This is a genomic window from Halorhodospira sp. 9628, assembly GCF_022228075.1.
Lineage (GTDB): Bacteria > Pseudomonadota > Gammaproteobacteria > Nitrococcales > Halorhodospiraceae > Halorhodospira > Halorhodospira halophila_A.
The window spans coordinates 102,917-123,345 of sequence record NZ_JAJNRF010000009.1; the positions used below are offsets into that span (position 1 = coordinate 102,917).

General features: G+C 68.6%; 14 protein-coding genes. 9 read left to right on the top strand and 5 right to left on the bottom strand.

What is annotated here, in order from left to right; genetic code table 11:
* Positions 1–114: 114 nt before the first annotated feature.
* The 5 genes from LRG10_RS10035 to LRG10_RS10055 form a co-directional block, all read right to left on the bottom strand.
* Positions 115–642 carry a type 1 glutamine amidotransferase domain-containing protein gene (locus tag LRG10_RS10035; RefSeq protein WP_201173588.1) on the bottom strand — a complete coding sequence of 176 codons (528 nt, stop codon included), beginning with the start codon at positions 640–642 and terminating at the stop codon, positions 115–117.
* Between the two features lie 694 nt (positions 643–1,336).
* Positions 1,337–2,098 (bottom strand): DUF2726 domain-containing protein, encoded by a 762-nt coding sequence (locus LRG10_RS13270; RefSeq protein WP_338018480.1) that lies wholly within the window; start codon positions 2,096–2,098, stop codon positions 1,337–1,339.
* Between the two features lie 261 nt (positions 2,099–2,359).
* A complete protein-coding gene (locus LRG10_RS10045) occupies positions 2,360–5,500 on the bottom strand; it encodes a helicase-related protein (protein WP_238635493.1) in 3,141 nt (1,046 codons plus the stop codon).
* Positions 5,497–7,287: a phospholipase D family protein gene (locus tag LRG10_RS10050; protein ID WP_201173580.1), complete on the bottom strand. Its 1,791-nt coding sequence runs from the start codon at positions 7,285–7,287 to the stop codon at positions 5,497–5,499. Before LRG10_RS10050 ends, LRG10_RS10045 begins: the two co-directional genes overlap by 4 nt.
* Entirely contained in the window at positions 7,287–8,510 is a 1,224-nt protein-coding gene (locus tag LRG10_RS10055; protein WP_238635494.1) for a DUF6361 family protein, read from the bottom strand. The genes LRG10_RS10050 and LRG10_RS10055 overlap by 1 nt, the downstream gene beginning before the upstream one ends.
* Positions 8,511–8,792: 282 nt before the next feature.
* Here LRG10_RS10055 and LRG10_RS10060 point away from each other — a divergent pair, with 282 nt between their 5' ends.
* From LRG10_RS10060 to LRG10_RS10100, 9 genes are all read left to right on the top strand, one after another.
* Positions 8,793–10,646 (top strand): MrcB family domain-containing protein, encoded by a 1,854-nt coding sequence (locus tag LRG10_RS10060; protein ID WP_201173722.1) that lies wholly within the window; start codon positions 8,793–8,795, stop codon positions 10,644–10,646.
* A gap of 3 nt (positions 10,647–10,649) precedes the next feature.
* Positions 10,650–13,220 (top strand): DUF2357 domain-containing protein, encoded by a 2,571-nt coding sequence (locus tag LRG10_RS10065; protein WP_238635495.1) that lies wholly within the window; start codon positions 10,650–10,652, stop codon positions 13,218–13,220.
* 127 nt (positions 13,221–13,347) lie between these two features.
* Entirely contained in the window at positions 13,348–15,150 is a 1,803-nt protein-coding gene (locus LRG10_RS10070; RefSeq protein WP_238635496.1) for a methyltransferase domain-containing protein, read from the top strand.
* 495 nt (positions 15,151–15,645) lie between these two features.
* On the top strand, positions 15,646–16,152 hold the full coding sequence (locus LRG10_RS10075) for a GNAT family N-acetyltransferase (protein ID WP_238635497.1): 507 nt from the start codon (positions 15,646–15,648) through the stop codon (positions 16,150–16,152).
* Positions 16,153–16,414: 262 nt separating this feature from the next.
* Positions 16,415–17,596 carry a chromate efflux transporter gene (gene chrA / locus LRG10_RS10080; RefSeq protein ID WP_238635498.1) on the top strand — a complete coding sequence of 394 codons (1,182 nt, stop codon included), beginning with the start codon at positions 16,415–16,417 and terminating at the stop codon, positions 17,594–17,596.
* A gap of 49 nt (positions 17,597–17,645) precedes the next feature.
* Positions 17,646–17,786, top strand: a complete 141-nt coding sequence (locus LRG10_RS10085; protein ID WP_238635499.1) for a hypothetical protein — start codon at positions 17,646–17,648, stop codon at positions 17,784–17,786.
* A gap of 245 nt (positions 17,787–18,031) precedes the next feature.
* On the top strand, positions 18,032–19,420 hold the full coding sequence (locus LRG10_RS10090; protein ID WP_238635500.1) for a dihydrolipoyl dehydrogenase: 1,389 nt from the start codon (positions 18,032–18,034) through the stop codon (positions 19,418–19,420).
* A gap of 51 nt (positions 19,421–19,471) precedes the next feature.
* Complete coding sequence (locus tag LRG10_RS10095; protein WP_201167889.1) at positions 19,472–20,128, top strand: metalloregulator ArsR/SmtB family transcription factor; 657 nt, start codon at positions 19,472–19,474, stop codon at positions 20,126–20,128.
* Between the two features lie 36 nt (positions 20,129–20,164).
* Positions 20,165–20,404 carry a zinc ribbon domain-containing protein gene (locus tag LRG10_RS10100; protein ID WP_201167892.1) on the top strand — a complete coding sequence of 80 codons (240 nt, stop codon included), beginning with the start codon at positions 20,165–20,167 and terminating at the stop codon, positions 20,402–20,404.
* Positions 20,405–20,429 lie beyond the last annotated feature (25 nt).

Sequence of the window (20,429 nt, forward strand, 5' to 3'; positions counted from 1 at the left end):
GAAGCGCGCCGTCCAGTTACTGCACTCGGCGCGGTTGTCAACCGGACCGGTCCGATTCCTGATCAATACAGGATGTGCCCAATGAACCACGGCGCAGGTCACCGGGCCACCGTGCTATCGCCCCTCGACGACCCTCAGTAAAGCAGCACAGAACGCGGGCAGGTCGTCCGGCCGGCGACTGCTGATGTGCCCCCCATCCACGGCCACCTCCTGATCGACCCAGTGGGCCCCTGCGTTGCGCAAGTCATCGATTAAGGCCGGTGAGCTGGTATAGGTTCGCCCCGCCACCACGCCCGCCGAGATAGTCACCCACGGTCCGTGGCAGATTGAAGCGACCACTTTGCCAGCCTCCGACATGCGAGCCGTCAGCGCTCTGACGATCTCGGACCGGCGCAGCTTGTCGGGTGCCCAACCTCCGGGGATGACCAGCACATCGAATTGCCCCGGGTCGGCATTCGACAACTCGATATCGGCGGTCTGCGGATAGCCATGCTTGCCAAGATAACGCTCCCCAGCCCTGGGCCCGGCAACCGTTACCCCCAGGCCCGCCTCAATGAGGCGGTACTTCGGGTACTGGAGTTCGAGATCCTCGTAGTCCGTATCAACAAGGATCAGGGCATGGCCGCTCGCGTGATGCGTCATGGGAGCCTCCTGCGCGGTTCATTGGCGACATGCCAACCCGCCCCTTGGGCACCAGACAACCCGCTCCGGCTAGGGCAGAAGCGCATGGGGCGCGATCTACCCTGCGCGCTCCCTTCGAGCACCTCCAGGACACACCGCCCACGGCGCTGCTGGTGATGATGACCGACGGCTTCGGGCCGACACCGGTAAAGCCTCCGGCCTATCCGGTGCTCTGGACGCTGACCCGGAGGGTGAGTCGGACATCCATCGGGAACCGCGTCCGAATGAACCATTCCTCAGCACTGAGACAAAAGGAATTTTCTAAGTTTCCGACAGACTGTGTCCATTTCCTTTTGCCACTCCTCTCTATCCCAATGAATCAATGGCCCCTCACCTCCGGACGTTGCGTCAACCAACATCTGAAGCGCACTTTTTTCGACCCCCTCTTCTACAGCCTTTTTGACAACCCATCCACCGAGCCCGTGTAGCGAATTTCTGTAACGCTGCCGGGCAGTTTTAGACTTATTATCAAGATCAGACCACTCCCAAAAACCTTGAAAGATCCTCAAGAGATCGCGCGATAAATCACGTTCCTTGGCTGGGGCAACTCCGCATCGCCAGTCGTTGATCCAGGACTCATTTGGGTTCATTTTCTTTCAATTCCTATCGCTCGGGCTCAGGGACACCGCAAAGCGCCGTCCGCTGCATGCTGGTATCAAACGCCAATCTCGGCCGTTCCCCTGCACTTGGGGAACAAGCTGCAACCCCAAAAGGCTTTGCCTGCATTCGCCCCACTCCTTGCCTCCCTCCTCACCATCCGTGCCCCGCATTGCGGACATGGCGGTGACTCCGCGTGCTGGGATACTGCGCCTGCAGCCTCTTGATCGTCGCCCCCGGCTCCAGGGGATTGATGCTCCGTTTCCAGACTCCGGTCCGCTTGCCTCTGACCGGCAGGCTCTGCCTGCTTCGCCGCCGAAAATTCCGGCAGAGACGCCAGTCGCATACGAAGGCCTTCAACGCTGTAGGCATGCTTCGCCGGAACTTGGATCATTGGGAGTGACACCGCCTCACAAACCTCCGCCAGAAAATGGTCTCGGGCTCCCCGTCTACTTTTTTGGTGCGACTTGTCGTCAAGCTCGACGACCGCAACTACCGAAAGGTCGTCCCTGGCGCATAAGACAAAGTCAAAGTGCTTGCTACTGATCTTATTAAAGGCCCGCTGCCATGCCTTGCGATCAGCCATGGACCGCACGTTGATGATATCGGCCACCCGTACCTTCCCGAAGATCCGGTACTCGTTCCCGACAGCTTGGTCCAGAACGCCGAGGAACGACCGCTCTGCTGGTGAGAACAGCGCTGATGCTTTGGTGTACGGAAAGCCGACTCCACCACCTCTTGGCCCGCCCTGAGACCTCAACCATACGGCTACCGCGGAAACCAACACCGCGAGCGCAGCAACAAACAAAAACCACTCCATACTGATTCCCTTTCGCTCCACCCCTACGTCTTACACCCGAGTCACTCGGCATGGGTATTTGCGGATGCTTAGGTCATTTAAGGAGCTCTGAGCAGGATCTGCGAGGACCGAAAGAGCTTCCGTGATTCGGTTTTCTAATACTCGTTCGATTTTCTCTCTCGAGAAGACTTGACTCATCACATGACCTCTAAAAGTGGTATCGACAGATTCTGTGTGTGCGGCCGGGCGTGATTAAGCAATTCCTGCGCGGTCTACCGAGATTCAGCTGGGCCGCAAACGAACCGTCCAGCGCTCCAGCTCTTCCCGACTTATCTCCGCCTGCCCCAGTAAGACCAACAGTTCCTCCTGGCGCGGCTGGCCGAAGGCGAGGCGGTACGTGGCCAGCTGGTGCTTGAGGCGCTCGAAGGCGGCCACCTCCCTCGTGTAAGGGAGGGTCGGCACGCGACGCTGAATCCGATAAGGACCGGGCGCGATCCAGTACGGCACCAAGTCGTCGGCGGCATCCTCGCGGGCCCTCTGGTCCGCGACGGCGAAGAGCAACATCCACAGGTCCCGGCCGGGCGCCCAGCCTTCCAAGGCCTGTTCGCGGAAGCGCGCCGCGACGTTGCGGCGCACGGCGTGGCCCTTGTAGCGGTGGATGCGGCCCTCACGCTGCTCCAGGTCCACCGGGTTGCTCGGCAAATTCCAGTGCACCAGCCGGTGGCACCAGGGGTGAAAGTCCAATCCCTCTTGGCCGATGGAGGTGCTGGTGAGCACGAAGGGGCGGAAGGGGCTGTTGAAGGCGGCCCGGACCTCGTCCTGACTGAGCCGCCCCTCCTCGGTGCGCTGGCCGCCGAAGCGCTGGGCGAAGACGGTGCGGATGCGCAGCTCCGACCAGGCCACGCCGCCCCGGCCATCGCACTCCGGGAACTGGACGTGAACGCGCGACGGACGCGGCTCGATATGGGCGGCGAGCTCCTCGGCACAGCTGCGGGCCACCGCCTCCGCCGAGGCGCCCTCGGCCCAGCCGTGCTGCTCCCAGGCCAAGTGCCAGGCCTCGTCCAGGACCGCCTGGAGGTTGCCGGCCACGGCGTACTGCATCACGCGCCGCCAGTAGGCGCCACCCTCCTCACCGCCCCCGCGGCCGTAGAGCTGATGCAGCAGCCCGATGACCGGGGGCCGGTTGAACAGACGCCAGAACGCCATGGCGATCCGGGCCGCCAGGGCGCGGCGGGTAACGTCGTCCAGCCCGGCGCTGCCTAGCGTCCGGGCCGCCACCACTCCCGGGGCGCCGAGCGCCAGGTCCGTGACCAGGTCCACCAGGCCCTCCGGCTGGCGGCCCAGCGAGGCGGTATCGAGCGTCAGCAGGTCCTCGAGGTAGTCGGGGAAGCTCTCCGCCTTGGGCCGCGCCACGTCGTCCGCCCGGGCCGAGCGCCAGTGCTCCAGGAACGCCCGCAGCCCCGGATCGAGGAGCAGCGGCGCCATGTACTGCCAGCGGGGATCCTCCGGCGCCTCCGGATCCCCCACGTCCGCCACCTCGGCCAGCAACTCCGCGACCCGTTCCCGCGCCCACGCTCGTGCATCCCGGCCCGCCAGCGCAGAGAGCGGGTGCACCGCGTCTGCCAGCCGCGTGCTAGGCAGCAGCAGCAACAGCAGCCGGTGGCGGCGCCGGATCTCCTCCTTCGCCGGCAGCTGCAGGAGCTCCTTGGGCTGGTCCTCGTAAGCGGTGCTCTGCCCGGTGAGCATCCGCCGCTCCGCCTCGTAGCTGAGCACGGCGCTGACCACATCGGGAACGAAGTGCCAGGCCGAGAAGAGCAGCGTCTTGGTCCGCTCCTCCTGCCCCGCGAAGGGTCCGTCCAGCGGCCAGTACGGCAGGGAGGGCGGCATCCACAGCAGCCGCCAGAGCCCGGTATCCAGCTGCTCCCGGACCACCTCCCTCAGCTTGGCGTGACCCGGGTCCAGCTGCTCCCAGGAGCGCAGGTCCTCACGGTCGAGGAAGGCGTCGGCGTACCGCGCCAGCACCTCCCGGAGCGCCTCCGGGTCCTGGTCCTGGGCGGTCCGGACCTGCTCGTTGACCTGGTAGCCCTGCATGAAATGCGGCAGGTAGGGGGCCGCCTTCCAGTAGGTCATGGGATCGCGCGCCCCGGCGGAGCGGAACCAGGCCTCGGCGGCCAGGTACTGGCGAACGTCCACAGGCTGGATCTCCAGCTGTCCGCCACCGGAGGAGGCGATCATGGCATCGGCGTCGGCGCTGCCGGCCACCCGCTCGGTGCGCGCCATGATCGCCTTCAGATGCCCCTCCACGGCCGCTCGGGCGCTGGGCACATCGTGGCCCTGACCGGCGGCGGCGCGGCGCAGCTCGGTGCTGAACCGGCCCAGCGCCTCCCGGAGCGCCACGACGCGCCGCTCGTCGTAGTCGAGGAGGAAGCGCGTGGTGGCCAGGAAGTCGGCGTAGTGGTCCTCGCCCTCCGCCTCCGGATCGCGGGTGTAGAACTTGTACGGCGTGGCCGACAGGAGTAGGGTCCGCACCGGCCGGCCGGAGGCCTGGCGCGTCTGCAGCAGCCGCCAGGCGAGCGCGGTGGCCTGCGAGCGGCCGGCCTCGTCCTGGTTGACCAGGTCCTTGAAGCGCTGGAACTCGTCGAGGATGACCAGGTCCGGCTCCAGGGCCTCGATGCAGACCTCCGCCAGGCGGTAGCGCAGGCGCCCGATGAGGCGGTTGCGGGCCTGGCGCGCCTCCTGCGGATAGGCGTCGAGCGCCTGCAGGAACCAGCGCTCGATGGCCGCCTCCAGCTCGCCGAGCAGCGCCGGATCCTCCCTCAGGCGCTCCTGGAAGCGCCGGGTGATCTCCGGCTCCAGCGGCAGCGGCTCCGCCAGCATCCCCCGCCAGCGCCCCGCATCCTGGATCCAGCCCTGGAGCAGGTTCATCAGCCCCTCCCGCCGCGCCACCAGCCGGTCGAGGAGCTGGAAGAGGACCTTGCGCTCCTCCGCCTTGCCGGCGGCATCGCCCATGTTGAAGGACGTCCCCGGCGTGAAGCTGATGAAGTTGACCTTGCGGGCCGCCAGCCCCCCGCCCTGCGCGCCGCCGGCCAGCTCGGTGGCGAGCATGGTCAGCCGCGTGGGCCGGGCCTGGGCGTCCTCGGCCTCGCCGGTCACCTGGAGCTTGGGGAGATTGGAGCGGCCGATGTTCTGGTTGCTGCAAATGTAGAGGACATCGATGCGCTCCTGCCGGTCCCACAGATGATCCAGGGCCCGGGCGACGATGCCGCGCGCCACCAGCGTCTTGCCCAGGCCCACCTCGTCGGCGACGAGGAAGCGGTGGGTGCTGTCCGGCGCCGTGAACAGCCGCTGGAAGGCGTGCTCCACGGTGCGGCGCTGGAAGGTCTTGAGGGGCGCGATGATGGCCTCCGGATCCGGGCGGGTCATCGCCGGGCCTCCCCCTGCAGCGCCTCATCCACGGCCCGCCAGATGGCCCGGACCTGCTCCGGCACCACCGCGCGGCCCTCCTCGTCCGCCATCAGGTCGGTGATCACGTGCCGGACGACGTCCAGCCGCTCCGGATCCCGGGCCGCGGTGCGCAGCAGATCCTCCAGCAGGGTCTCCGCCTCCAGCGCCCGGCCCCGCCCCAGGGAATCGGGATCCGCCGTAGCGCCCTCCCCGACCCCCTCCATGAGCTCGTCCAGGCCGCCGAGCAGGGCGCGGAGGAAGGCGAGGAGGCGCTCCGGGGTGTTGATCACGGTGCGCAGGATGCGGCGCATACGCTCCTCCGGCAGGCCGTGGGCCGGGAGCTTGGCCACCCCGGTGACCGGATCGGCGCCCTCTTCGCCCCGCAGCCGGAAGGCGACGAAGGCGGTCAGCCGCTCCAGCGGCAGGGTCCACGCCGGCTCCGCGGGCCAGGTGCGGGCCTGCTCCAAGGGCAGCGTGACCGGCCAGAGGTCGATGGCCACACCCTCTGGCTCGGGCAGCTCCCCGGCCAACCGCCAGCGCCACTCAGAACCATAGGCCTCGCAGTGGACCGCCAGGTCCGCCTGGAGCAGCTCATCCCGGGCACGCTCCAGGGCCCGTCGCGCCTCGGCCTCGCCGTCCGCCGGCGCCTCCCCGGGCTCGTACGGGGTGCAGAGCTTGTCGAGGCCCGCGCGGAAGCGGTCGATGCCCACGCCGTGCTCGGCCTCGGCGGAGCCGGCCTCCCCGGCCAGGCTGGCCAGGACCTCGACATTGCGGCCGCTGAGGGCGGCGTGGGTGAGGTTCGCGGAGCCGACCCACCAGTGGGCGCGGCCGCCACGCTCGGCGGCGATGAGCTTGGCGTGGAGCCCGGCGGGCCGGCGGCCTGTGTCCTCCTGCGGCTCCTCCAGGGCCGTCTCCTGGAGGACCTGGACGTCCTCCCAAGGCGCCAGGGTGCCCTCGGGCAGCGCGTCCAGGGCCTCGTCGCAGCCGATCAGGGCCAGCGAGCCGGCGCCGCTCGCCGCCAGGGTGTCGAGGCCATGCCGGTCCACGAACGGCGCTACGGCGAGCACGCGGTCGGCCTCGGTGACCGGCCGCCACGGCGCCCCACCCGGGCCCCCGAGGCCGAGGACATGGAAGTTGATGGCGCCATCAAAGCCCTCCGGCGCCGGGAAGCGGGTGCGGCCCAGCTCCTCGGCGAGGCTCGCCTGGCCCTCCGTCAGCGGGCGCGCGAGCGGCTGGACCGCCAGCCCTGGCAGATCGCGGACCAGCGCAGCGAGGGGCTCCGAGCCCGGCTCGGCCTCCGCCCCCGGCTCGGCCTCGCTGACCAGGGCGACGTCCCAGGAGCGGTCGAAGGTGAGGTTGCGGGAGGCGACGGCGACACGCAGCAGGACCCGGCCGTCCTGCTCCCCGGTGAAACGCGCCACCCACACCTTGGGGTGGAAGACGCCCTGGCCCGGGGCGCGCACCGGGTGGACGCTGGCCTCCAGGGCGGCGTAGAGCTCGCGCTGCACCCGTGGCAGGGCGATGCCGGACGCGTCGACGAAGACCTGCACCCGGCCGGAGGCCTCGCGCAGCGCCTCGAGGAGCAGCAGCGGATCCTCCAGCAGCTCCTCCACACCCCGGTCGGACTGCGCCAGCACGGCCAGCGGCAGCGCCAGGACCACCTCCAGGTCCAGGCTGTAGCTGGTCAGCACCGTGCGGTCCAGGGTGTAGCCGGCGGGCGGGCGCAGGACCTCGGTGGCCACCTGGCGGGCATCGGGCGAGAGCATCAGCGCCCCAGCCCCTCGTGGAGATCCGCCAGCAGCCTGCGGACGTCGGGCCAGCGATAATCGAGCCGGCCCAGGCCGGCGCTGCCCCGCCACTGGTCCAGGCGGTTGGTGTTGACGACCCGGGCCCGTGGCCCCTTGAGCGCCCGCTCGCGCGAGGCGATAAGCTCCCGGAGCCGCTGGCTGTCCGCAACCGCCGCCGCGCCGTGGCTGTTGATGACCTCGGACCAACTCTCGACGAAGCGCCTGAGAGGCTGCCGGAGGACGACCCGGTGCCGGGCGGCCAGCGCCCACAGCGCCTGGGGGTCGAACGGCGTCTCCTCGGCCTCCTGGCCGGCCCACACCGCCAAGCGTTCGCGGTAGGTGTCGATGTGGCCCTGGTCCACGCCCTGGGGATCGCCGTGGCGGTCCCGCCGGAGCTCGGCGAGCTGGAGGTTGTAGAGCAGCGTGGCCCCCTCCATGTGCAGGGAGAAGCGGCGCGCCGCCGCCACCAGCTGCTGCAGGTGCTCGGGCGCCTGGCCCACCTCTGGCACTTCCCATAAAAATTGGGTGTCGACGAGCCCGGCGTTGCCCTCACGGGCGAGATAGGCCAGCAGGCTATCGGGGACGGCGCACTCGATGCGGTCCCGCAGGAACGCCGCCTCCTCGCCGGTCAGGGCGAACGTGGTGGCCTGGAGCCAGTCCTCGGGCGGCTCGGGCAGCTGCGGGTGCCAGGTGCGGACCGGCTCCTCCGCCTCCAGGGGCTCGTCCGCCGTGCGCTCGCGGCGACCGGCCAGCCTGTGGAAGTGATGGTGGTACCACCCCTGGCTTTGGCGGGGGCAGAAGAGGCCCCACCGCGCCAGCGCCGACCAGTACGCCTGGCTCGGCAGGCGGGCCAGCCGCTCCCGGGCGTGGCCGCCGATGACACCCTCCTCCTCCCCGCCGCTGCGGAGCGCGTCGATGACGCGGATCTCCTGCTCGCGCGCCTCGGCGTCAATGTCCTGGACCTGCCGGTGCCGCGCCTCGAGCCGCCGATAGACCCACGGGATGAAGAGCACGTAGCGCAGCCGCGTGTGCAGCGTGGACGTGCCGGGGAACAGCATATCCGAGAAGAAGTCCCGGACGGTGCCCAAGCCCAGCTCGTCCACGGTGCCTTGCTCCTCAAAGAGGTCGAGGATCTGCCGGACCTGATTACGGTCGGTGCTGGTGAGGTCGAGCCAGGTGAGGGTGGCCGCAACTGGACTCATGAGCAATTCCCCAGGGTCATCCTATGACCATCGAACGCAATTGTATCCCTTTGCCTCTCCGGTGCCGCCTAACGGAAGTAGTGCGCCGAAGACCACGGCGCCATCTTATAGTCTTCGCGTCCGTTGTCACGAGCCACACGCGAACATCAGCGTCCAAGAGCCCACCAGCTTTCCGCTATGAGACCAGGCTCTACGCCTAAAACGGCTTACAGCTGGCCTTCCTGGTACGATCAGACCGCAGGAGCAGAGGTCACACACACAACGCAGAAAAGCTTGGATATCATGGCCACCCCGCCGTACCCACCTACCAGCCTTCAAGAATTTCTCGCCACCATCCTGGCCAACTACAACAACGCCCGGAGGAGCGAGTCTTTCGGCAAGGAGCATCCGGTCTGGCAGGCGTTCGAGCAGCTGCAGCGGCTCCTCGAGGCGCACCCGGTCGTCCAGCAGCACCCCTCGGTCCAGATCACTTGGTCGGTGGGCCGCGGCAACTGGGCGCGGGTGCCGTGGCTGGCATTCCTCGACGAGCGGGAGACGAACACCACGCAGCACGGTGTCTACGTCGTCTACCTCTTCCGGGAGGATATGAGCGGGGTCTATCTGACCTTCAATCAGGGGGTGACCGATCTCCAGCGGCAACACGGCACGCAGGAGGCCCGCTCGGTCCTGAGACGCCGCGCCGGGCAACTCGCGGAGCTCCTGCCTGAGACCGCATCGGCTTTCCGGACCGATAGCACCATCGACTTGCGCACCCAGGGCAACCTCGGCAAGGCCTACGAGCACTCCACCATCGCCTATAGGCTCTACGAGGCGGGCGACCTGCCGGACGACGAGGTCCTCTTCGCCGACTTGGAGGCGCTCTTGGACGCCTACGAGGCCTACATGAGCTCCGACCTGCGCCGCACCCTGGTGGAGAGCCCGGCGGAGCCTGCCACGACGGAGGATCCAGACCCTCCACCTCAGCCAAGCACCCACTTCGAGCTAGCCACCGGTTTCCAGGAGCTGCGCGACCGGATCCAGGCCGAAGGCTTCATCTTCCCCGACTGGCAGCTGGCGCAGTACGTGACGGCCCTGCGCACCAAGCCGTTCGTCATCCTCGCCGGCATCACCGGCACCGGCAAATCCAGGCTGCCCCGCCTGGTAGCGGAGTACACCGGCGGCAGCGCCGAACTCATCCCCGTCCGGCCGGACTGGACCGACAGCGCCGACGTCCTCGGCTACACCGACCTGCAGGGCACCTTCCGGCCGGGGGCGCTGCTGGAGGTCGCCCACCGTGCCATGGGGGCCGACGACGCCCACGAGGTCGCGATCCTCGACGAGATGAACCTTGCACGCGTGGAGCACTACTTCGCGGAGGTCCTCAGCCGCATCGAGGACCGCCGCCCCGCCGCCGGGGGTGGCTACGCCAGCACCCCGCTCCTTCAGGGGACGCTTCCGGCACACGATGCCGAGTGGCAGCAAGTCCACCTGCCGGCCAACCTGGCCCTGGTGGGGACGGTCAACATGGACGAGAGCGCGCACGGCTTCTCCCGCAAAGTCCTGGACCGCGCCTTCACCCTGGAGCTCTCCGAGGTGGCGCTCGAGCGCTGGGCGCCTGAGGCCCAGGGCGAGGCCCCGCACCCCCAGCCGTGGCCGGTCAGCGCCTGGCAGCCGCGGGCCGCCCGCCTCGCCGATCTGGATGGCCTGACCGCGGCGGAGCGGCACCGGATCCAGGAGGCCATCGACGAGCTGGTCGCGCTCAACCGCATCCTCGCCCAGGCCCAGCTCCAGGTCGGCTACCGCACCCGCGACGAGCTCGCGCTCTTCGTCCTGCACGCCGAGGCCCTCCGCTCCTTCTTCCGCAACGGAGAGGACGAGCCGGTGGAGCCTCTCGACTTGGCCCTACAGATGAAGATCCTGCCGCGCATCGTTGGCGGCAGCGCCAGCATCCAGCGGGTCCTGATTGGCATCCTCGGCTGGGCTTATCGTGGCACGCCATGGACCGAGGAGGAGGACGCCCGCGACCTCCTGGAGCGTTGGGCGGAGACCGGCCGGCCCGGCCGGATCGCCGGCGCCCGCTACCCGGGGCTCGCGGCGCGGGCGTGCCTGATGTGGGACCGGCTGACGGCCGAAGGCTTCACCTCGTACTGGCTCTGAGCTGTGGCCGAGCTCTTCCGCATCGAGACGGACCGCGTGACGCTCATCCTCAGCGGCCCCTTGCCGGAGCACGCCAAGGGGCCGACGGGGGCGTTGCGGATCTGGCCCCAGCGGCGGGACCTCACCCTGAGACCAGGCACGGCGCGCGCCGGCGTATCGGACGCCGTAGCGCGGGACCCGGCGGAGACCGCGGGCCCACCCCTGCACGAGGAGACGGCCTACGACCTGTGGCTCAGCAGCTACCACGGCGAGCGCGTCGAACTCAGCCACCGTGATCCCGCGCTCCTCACTCATCTCCACGCCGCACCCGGCAGGGCGCAGGCCTACGGCCATATCAACTTCGGCGGCCAGGTCGGGCTGAGCCGCTTCAGTGTCCGGGTCGACGGCGAGCCGGAGCTCGACCTGGAGGTGGAGGTCTTCCCGACGAAAATGGCCTACCGCGCCGACTACGTCGCCATGCGCGAGGAGGTCCACGCCTTCGCCGCCGGGCTGGCGCTGGAGTACCTGCGCGCCACCCACTACGGCAGCGCCACCGCGCGCCACCGCCCCAGCGGCCGGCTGGAGTGGCTGGCCCTGCTCCGGCACCTTGTGGGCCAGCTGGAACAGGCCCTGCATCACGTCGCGCAACACCCGGTGCGCAGCCTGCAGCGCCGGGACCGTCCGGTTCGTGCCGAGGCGGTGCGTCGGCCGGATAACCGGGTGCGCCGGGCCTTGCGAACCGGCCGCGGCCAAGGCGGTTGGGCAGGCCAGGTCCAGGGAGGCCTACCAGCCCGACAGCGCGTGCCGGAGCAGCGCCCCGTGCCCTCGCTGGATACCCCGGAGCACCGTTGGCTGGCACAGCAGCTGCGGCGGATCCGTCAGCAGCTGGCCCAGATCGTCGAGGACGAGCGCCATCGGCAGCGCCAGGGCCATCACGCGGGCTCCGGCGGCGCCCAGCGCGACTGCCAGGCCCTGGCCGAGCTCGCGGCGCTGGAGCGTCGCATCGCCACCCTGGAGCGCCTGGAGCCACTCGCCGAGGCCGGCGGCCCACCCCCGCCCGGGTTTGCCTCCCTCCGGCTGCAGGGATCACCGGGCTACAAAGAGGCCTACCAGGTCCTGCTCACCCTGCGCCAAGGCATCAGCATCCGCGGTGGACCAATGGAGCTCTCGGTCAAGGACATCCATCAGCTCTATGAGTACTGGTGCTTCCTGGCCCTGCTGCGCACCGTCGCCGAGGTGCTCGAGCAGCCCATCCCGCCCGAGCGGCTCCTGACCGTACAGGCGGACGGCCTGAGAGTGCGCCTGGCCCGGGGCCGCAAGCATACGGTGCCCTTTGACCTCCCGGGCGAACGCCGCCTGGAGGTGGTCTATAACCCGAGTTTCCGGGACGGGGGCACTTTCCTCCCCCAGCAACCGGATTTCGCCCTGACGCTCAGGGATCCGGCGTGGCCTACAGTGCGTCTGGTCCTAGACGCCAAGTACCGGGTCGAAGACGATGCCGCGACCCGCGAGCGCCTCGGCGCCGCCAGCCCGCCTGCCGACGCCGTCAACGTCCTCCACCGCTACCGTGATGCCATCCTGGAGCAGGAGGGCTCAGGCGCAGGCCACCCCTTAGGAGCGGAGCGCTCGGGCATTGGGGGCTCTGCCGACCAGGGTCGCCCGACGGCGCAGCGGACCGTGATTGAGGGGGCTGCTCTCTACCCGCTCGATGCGGACGGAGCGGCGGACTTCGGCCAGACGCGCCTTTGGCAGGGCCTGGAGCGCCTTGGGGTCGGCGCCCTACCCTTCCTGCCCGGCTCCACCCACTGGGTCCGGCAGTGGCTGCACCACGTACTCCAGCGCTCCGGGTGGCGCACGGCAGAGGCCGTTGTCCCCCACAGCGCGGAGCGCCAGCGCCACGCCTGGCACCGGCTTGCGGCGGAGGTGGTGCTGGTTGCGGTCCTGCGCCCGCAGGAAGAGCGGGCGCACCTCGACTGGATCGCCCGCGCCCAGCGCTACTACACGCCGTGGACGCCCAGCCAGGCGCGCCAGCATCAGGCCGGGATCGTGGCCTTCTACACGCCCGCCTCGGTACGGCCTGGGGACGAGCCGGGGGCGGTCATCCACTGGGCGGAAGTGACGGGCATCGAGGTCCTTCCCCGCGAGCAGATCGCCACGCCCTGGCCTACCCGGCGGGGCGCTGACAAGCTGCAGGTGCTCTACCACCTGGGGCCGCTCCAGGCGCTGGAGGCACCGATCATCAACCGCGACGGTGGTCGCGGGCAGCGCTTCTCCACCAACCGTTGGTCTTCCCGGCTCGCCTTCCAGCGCGCCCGCAACATTACCGAGCTCCTCCTGGAGTCTGCCCCGGAATGGGCCCTGTACGAGGCGCTTCGGGCGCGGGGCGCCGATCTCGAGCTCCGGGCCTTGCCGCCGCGGGATCCCGCCGCCGCGGGCCGGCGCGCTCGGGTCGCCTTCCACGTCGCGGGACGCCGGGCGCACTACCTCGACGGCGAGCGCTTTGAGGTGGTGGGGTCCAACGGCAGCCGGCGGGAGCTGCCCCGTGAGGCTGCGGCAGAAGCACTGATAGGCGCGCGGGAAGATGGCCCACTCTAAGGCGGTTTCCCTGGAACCCATGGAAAAATCTGTGGAAGACGAACGCACTCGCGACGACATGCGGCGGCTCATGGCACATTGATTAGAGTACGGAGAGCCGAACCGGCCTTGAGGAGCCACCCCCAGCATGCAGGACAGCAAGCAGGACCCGGCGATCCGCTGGTACCACGAGCGCGCCGAGCATGTTGCGGACGACTATGAGTCCCTCTCCTTCCCGGACGTCCACAACTGGCTCATCTACCGTCTGCCACCTGGTGGCGATAGCACTGTCCTGGACGTCGGCGCCGGCTCCGGGCGTGATGCCGCCTGGCTCGCCGAGCGCGGCCACGAGGTGGTTGCCGTCGAGCCAGCAGCAGCCCTGCGCGGCGAGGCCGCCCGTCGCCACCCCCACCCGCGCATCCGCTGGCTTGACGACCAGCTCCCCGGGCTCGAGGACGTCCACCGCCTAGGCCTGTGCTTCGATGCCATCCTGCTCAGCGCAGTCTGGATGCACGTACCGGAGGGGCAACGCGCCCGCGCCTTCCGCAAACTCATTACCCTGCTCAAGCCGGGCGGGCTGATGGCCTTCACGCTGCGCCTGGGCCCCGAGGCCCCGGAGCGCGGCCTGCGTGCAGTCTCGGTAGCCGAACTCCGTCAGCTCGCCGCGGGACACGGCGCGTACGTCGAGCACGTCGGCGAGAGCGCCGATGCCCTGGGCCGTCCGGAGGTCTCCTGGGCCGAGGTGGCCATCCGACTACCGGACGACGGCACCGGGGCACTGCCCCTGCTGCGGCACATCATCCTGAACGACGAAAAGAGCGCCACTTACAAGCTGGCGCTGCTGCGCTGTACGTGTCGCGCGGCCGATGGCATGGACGGCCTGGCGCGGTCACCCGGTGATGACGATGACGGGGACGGCCGCGTCGAACTACCACTGGGCCTTGTGGCAATGATCTGGGTCCGGCTCTTCCTGCCGCTGGTCCGTCAGCGCCTGCCGCAGCTGCCACGCCACGACGGTACGCCGCGTGGCCTCGGGTTTGCCGGCGACGGATTTCGCAAGCTCCTCGACCTCGACGTGGCGCCCGAGGAATTGCGCATCGGCGTGCGCTTCTCCGATGATCGGGCGCGGGCGCTGTCCATGGCACTGCGCGAGGCAGCCGAAACCATCCGCAATATGCCCGCCCACTACACGACCTTTCCGGGCGGCGACCAAGTCTTCCACGCCCGCCGCGCTCGCCCGAGCCGCGCGCAGGACGAGGCCATCATCGATGCCCCGTTCCTCTGGCAGTATGGCGTCTTCCGGATACCTTTGGAGCTTTGGCGAGCCCTGCAGCGATTCAGTGTTTGGGTGGAGCCGGCGCTGATCACCGAATGGAAGCGCCTGATGGCCGACTATGCCGACCGGCAAGGGCGGCAGTTGGCACCGGCCGTGATGGAACACGCCCTCGACTGGCGTGAGCCGCAACGAGATGTTCGTCTTGCCCGCGAACGCATCGAGGCGCTGCGCGAGGCTGGCGAACCAATCCACTGTGTCTGGAGCGGTCGGCTTCTCAGGCAGAGCGCCTTCGAGGTCGACCACTGCATTCCCTGGGCGGCATGGCCCTGCGATGACCTCTGGAACCTGGTGCCAGCCACCCCGCAGGTCAATGGCAACAAAGGGGCAAGACTTCCGGACGCGGCGACCCTTCAGGATGCGGAGGACCGTTTGAAGCGCTGGTGGGAGCGCGCCTGGCAAAGCGCACCAGAAACGACCATCGCGGAGCGTTTCCGGCGCGAGGCCGCCGCGACGCTACCCGGACTGAGGGATGATCAGTCGCATGATCTGGACAGCGTTTTCTCCGCCCTGGATCTGCGCCGCATCCGGCTCAAGCAGGATCAGCAGGTTCCGGAGTGGTGCTATCGAACCTACCCGAAGCCAACGGTTTCAGGTGGCGGCCGGCGCCTTGACTGAGCCTTTCCACAAAACCTGTGGAAAACTCTGTGAAGAAAGGCGCGCCGCTGGCGGCGATTAGCGGCTTCGAGGTCGATTGGACAGAGATTGCCCAGCCCGCACTAATAGGAGAATCAAGAGGTTATGGACACCGCCACGGCGATCAGGCAGTTAGCAGCGTCAACCGGCGGGCCTGTGCAGAAAACGTATCGTTGAGGCAAGGGCGGATGGGGGTTGACTCCACACCGCACACGATACGGAACATCCCTACACTTTGGCCTTCGCCGACGACCTGAGCCGAGACGACCTCGTCCGTATTCTCCGAGACCTCCCACCGGGGCATCCGCTGGAGCAGCCACTGCTGGTGTATGCCACTGCTGGTGTATATTGCCAGGGTGTATCGGAACATCGCGGAGGCGGAGGTCCGCCATGCTCTCGAGCAAACTCGACCGGATCCTAGACGCCGACCGAGTCGAAGACGTTTTCGCCGATAACTAGCACCCAGCACCAAAACCCGTGACCGACCCAGCCGGCGAACTCACTATCCGACCGTTTGTCGATGACGACTGGCCTCAGGTCTGGGCCGTCATCGAGCCCGTCCTGCGCGCCGGGGAAACCTTCCCGTTCTCACCGGAACTCGACGAGGAGCAGGCCTACCACTTGTGGGTGACAATACCCACCGCCACCTGGATCGCCGAGGACGAGCACCTAGGCCTGGTCGGCTCCTACTACCTCAAGCCCAATCAGCCGCGCCTTGGCGACCATGTCTGCAACTGCGGCTACATCGTCGCCGAGCCCGCCCGCGGACGAGGCATCGGTGGAGCGCTTTGCCGTCACTCCCAGCGCATGGCACCGCAGTTCGGGTTCCGAGCCATGCAGTATAATCTGGTCGTCGCCACCAACGAGTCGGCCATCCGCACCTGGCAGCGCAACGGCATGACGGTGGTCGGCCGCCTGCCCGGCGCCTTCCGCCATCCGATTCACGGTCACGTCGACGCGCTGATCATGTATCGCTCGCTTTGATCGCCCGACTGATCAACCTGACACCCCCCGCCCTGAGGAAGTGCCTATCTACCATCGGAGGGAGTAGACCGATGCGTTCCTTCAAAGCAACCTTGAGCGTCATGGTGCTCAGCTTGGCCCAGGGTAGATGTAGAAAGCGGTGACACGCACTGGTTCACCGAAGCGCAGATCCTCGATCCCCCGACCAATCTCCAGATGCTCTGGGTCTTCGATAGCAAAGAGATCCAAGGACGAGGCGAACGCGGAGCAGCCGCAGGCACCAATGGCCGGATCCACCCGTGAGGTCTTCACCGCTTTCCTGCGGCTCGGCGTAACAGCGTTCGGCGGGCCCATCGCCCATCTCGGCTACTTCCGCACGGAGTTCGTTGAGCGGCGACGCTGGCTCACCGACGAGCAGTACGCCCAGCTCATGGCGCTGTGCCAATTCCTGCCCGGGCCGGCGAGCAGCCAGCTTGGCTTCGCCCTGGGCATCCTGCGTGCCGGCTGGCCGGGCGGCATCGCCGCTTTCATCGCATTCACCCTGCCCTCTGCGCTGCTCCTGCTCGCCCTGGCCGGTGTGTACCCGTACCTCGAGGGGCCGTGGGCAGAGGGCGCCCTGAGTGGGCTCAAGCTTGTCGCCGTGACCATCGTCGCCCATGCCGTGCTGGGCATGGGCCGGCAGCTCTGCCCAGACGCGCCGCGCATCCTGATCGCCGGATCCTCCGGCGCCATCCTTCTGCTTGCCGGAAGCGCCTGGATGCAACTCCTGGTGGTCGCTGCCGGCGGGCTCGCGGGGTTGTGGCTGTGCCGGCAGGTCGCCTCCCCTGAGCCGGGGATGTGGTCGCTGCGCTACGGACCTCGGACTGGACTGATGCTGGTCGGCGCCTTCGCTGTCCTGCTAATCGGACTGCCGCTCCTGGCCCTGGCGGGCGGCCTGTGGCCGCTTGTCGAGGCGTTCTACCGGGCTGGCGCCCTCGTCTTCGGTGGTGGCCACGTCGTACTGCCCCTCCTCCAGGAGAGCGTGGTGGCAACGGGCTGGGTCGAGAGCGAAGACTTCCTCGCCGGCTACGGGGCGGCGCAGGCGATCCCCGGACCGATGTTCACCTTCGCCGCCTACCTCGGCGCCCTGGCCGCCGAGAACGCCCTCCTCGGCGGCACCCTGGCGCTGCTCGCCATCTTCCTACCCGGACTCCTCCTGATCGCCGGCCTGCTGCCGCTCTGGGAGCGCCTTGCGGGGATTCACGGCGCAGGTGCGGTCATCGCGGGGGTGAACGCCGCCGTCGTCGGGCTCCTGGCTGCAGCCCTCTACGACCCGATCGGGCTGCAAGGGATCGAAACGCACGTCGATGCCGCCATTGCGTTGATAGGCTTCAGCCTCCTGGCGACCGGCCGCGTCTCCGCTATCTGGGTCGTGCTCTGGTGCGTGACGGCAAGCGTTGCGACCAAACTAGTACTACCCGCCTGAATCCACCGAGCGGTTGGCAACGTCCTCTAAAGCCGCAGGCCAACCCATCATGAGCTACCTCAAGCTTGTTCTCGTCGCTGCCACCGCTGCCATCGTGGCGCTGTTCTTTGCCTTCGATGCGCAGCACTACCTCACCCTCGACTACCTCCAAGCCCAGCGGGCGGCCTTCCAGGCCCTGTCCGCCGAGTAGCAGGCACTCACCTCAGGCGCGCTCTTCCTGCTTTATGTGGCGGTGATCGGCAGCACCGTGAGGGCGAATGGTGACCCTGGCGGAAGAAGGCGCACGCATCGGAGACGGTACTGCGGTGGCTGGGGCGCTATCACGCCTGGCGTCGGGGTGACCGCGGCGACGTTTGACACGCCCGACAGGCATACCTATTCTCAACACTACAATAGATTACTTTACGCGAATCCTCGGCACTGGAGACACCTGCGATGACCGATCTCGAGACCGACGTCGCCATCATCGGGGCGGGTAGCGCCGGACTGCGCGCCTACCGGGCCGCCGCCGCCCATACCGATCGTGTGCTCCTGATCGAGGGCGGAGCGTACGGGACCACCTGCGCCAGCGTCGGATGCATGCCCAGCAAGCTGCTCATCGCCGCCGCCGACGCCGCCCACACGGCGCACCATGCCGACGGCCTCGGCGTCCACGCCCGCTTAGTCGAGATCAATGGCGCCGAGGTGATGGAACGGGTCCGGAACCTGCGGGACCGGTTCGTCAGCGGGGTCGTCGGCAACACCGAGAAGATCCCGGCCGAGCGGCGGATCCATGGCTACGCCCGGTTCGAGGACGCGCAGACCCTGCGGCTCGACGACGGGCGGCGGATCCGGGCCGGGCGCACCGTGATCGCCACCGGCTCCCGTCCCAACGTGCTGCCGATGTTCAAGGATCTCGGCGACCGGGCCGTGGTCAACGACGATCTCTTCGAGTGGCGCGACCTGCCCGAATCCGTGGTGGTCTTCGGTCCCGGGGTGATCGGCATGGAACTCGGCCAAGCCCTCCACCGGCTGGGTGTCCGCGTTCGAATCTTCGGGATCGGCGGCTTCCTCGGACCGCTGACCGATCCGCGCGTCAAGGATGCCGCCGAGGAGATCTTCGGCGACGAGCTGGCCCTGGATACCGATGCACAGGTTGAGTCCCTGCACCGCGAGGGCGATGAGGTCGTGGTCCGTTTCCGCGACAAGAGCGGAACCGAAGCGGAAGAACGCTTTGCGTACCTGCTCGCCGCCACCGGCCGCCGCCCCAATGTGGACGGCCTCGGTCTGGAGGTCACCGGCCTGAGCCTGGACGACGACGGCGTGCCGCTCTTCGACCCCTACACCATGCAGTGCGGTGATCAGCCGATCTTTATCGCCGGCGACGCCAACAACGAGCACCCGGTCATGCCCGACGCCTTCGACGAGGGCGAGATCGCCGGCAGCAACGCGGGCCGCTACCCGAGCGTCGAGCGCGGGCGCCGCCATCCGCCGATGAGCATCGTCTTCACCGAGCCCCAGATGGCCCTGGTCGGGGCGCGCTACGCGGACCTGCCCGACACCGATCACGCCGTCGGTGAGCTCGACTACGCTGCCCAGCCCCGCGCCATCGTCATGGGCGAGAACCACGGGGTCATGCGCCTCTACGGCCGCCCCTCCGACGGCGCCTTTTTGGGCGCCGAGGTGCTGGGTCCACGTGCCGAGCACCTGGGCCATCTCCTGGCCTGGGCCGTCGATAGCGGCATGACCGTGGAGCGCATGCTCGACCTGCCTTACTACCATCCGGTCCTGGAGACAAGCATCCGCAACGCCCTCCAAGACCTGCAGCGAAAGATGAAGGCCTGAGCCACGCAGCGGCCCCCGCGTCCATGACCCGCAAAAGCTGGAGCGATCGCCATGGCTGAGCTCGTCAATCAACGCCGCCTGCTGGAGCAACTCGCCGGGATCGGCAAGGCCCTGGGGCATGCCTACCGCCTGGAGCTCCTGGAGCTGCTGGCCCAGCGCGAGCGCAACGTGGATGAGCTCGCCCGCCTGACCGGCATCCCGCTGGCCAGCGTCTCCCAGCACCTCCAGCAGCTGCGGCGCATGGGGCTGATCTCGGCGCGCAAGGAGGGAACGCGTGTCTACTACACGCTCGCCGATGAGCAGGTCACGGCCCTGCTCGGCATGCTGCGCGAGGTAGCGGAGCGCAACCTCACTGAGGTGCAGCGCATGACCGAGCAGTATTTCCACGACAGCGACGCGCTCGACGCCATCGACTCGACCGAGCTGCTCGAGCGCCTGCGCGCCGGCATGGTCACCCTCATCGACGTCCGCCCGCCGGAGGAGTTCGCAGCAGGGCATCTGCCGGGCGCGATCAACATCCCGGCCGAGGAGCTTGAGGCACGCCTCGATGAGCTGCCCGCCGAGCAGGAGATCGTCGCCTATTGCCGCGGCCCCTACTGCGCCCTGTCCGTCGAGGCCGTCCGGCGGCTGCGGGCGCAGGGCCGGCAGGCGTACCGCTTGGAGCAGGGCTTCCCGGAGTGGAAGGCCGAGGGGCTGCCGGTGCAATAGCAGGCCACCCCCACATGCGCATCAAGAGGAGGAGTTATGCCCACGTACGACTACCGCTGCCCGAGCAACGGGGTCACGCTGGAGGTGCGCCACGGCATGGACGAGTGCGTTCGCACCTGGGGAGAGCTTTGCCGCCTCGCCGGCCATGACCCCGGCGAGACGCCCGAGGACGCGCCCGTGGAGCGCCTGATCTCAGGGGCCGGCTACATCAGCAGCGCGAGCCGCTCCGAGCCGGAGCCGGCCGGCGGCTGCTGCGGCGGGGTGTGCGGGCTCTAGCCGCTCCCGCCGGAGCGAGCGCCGC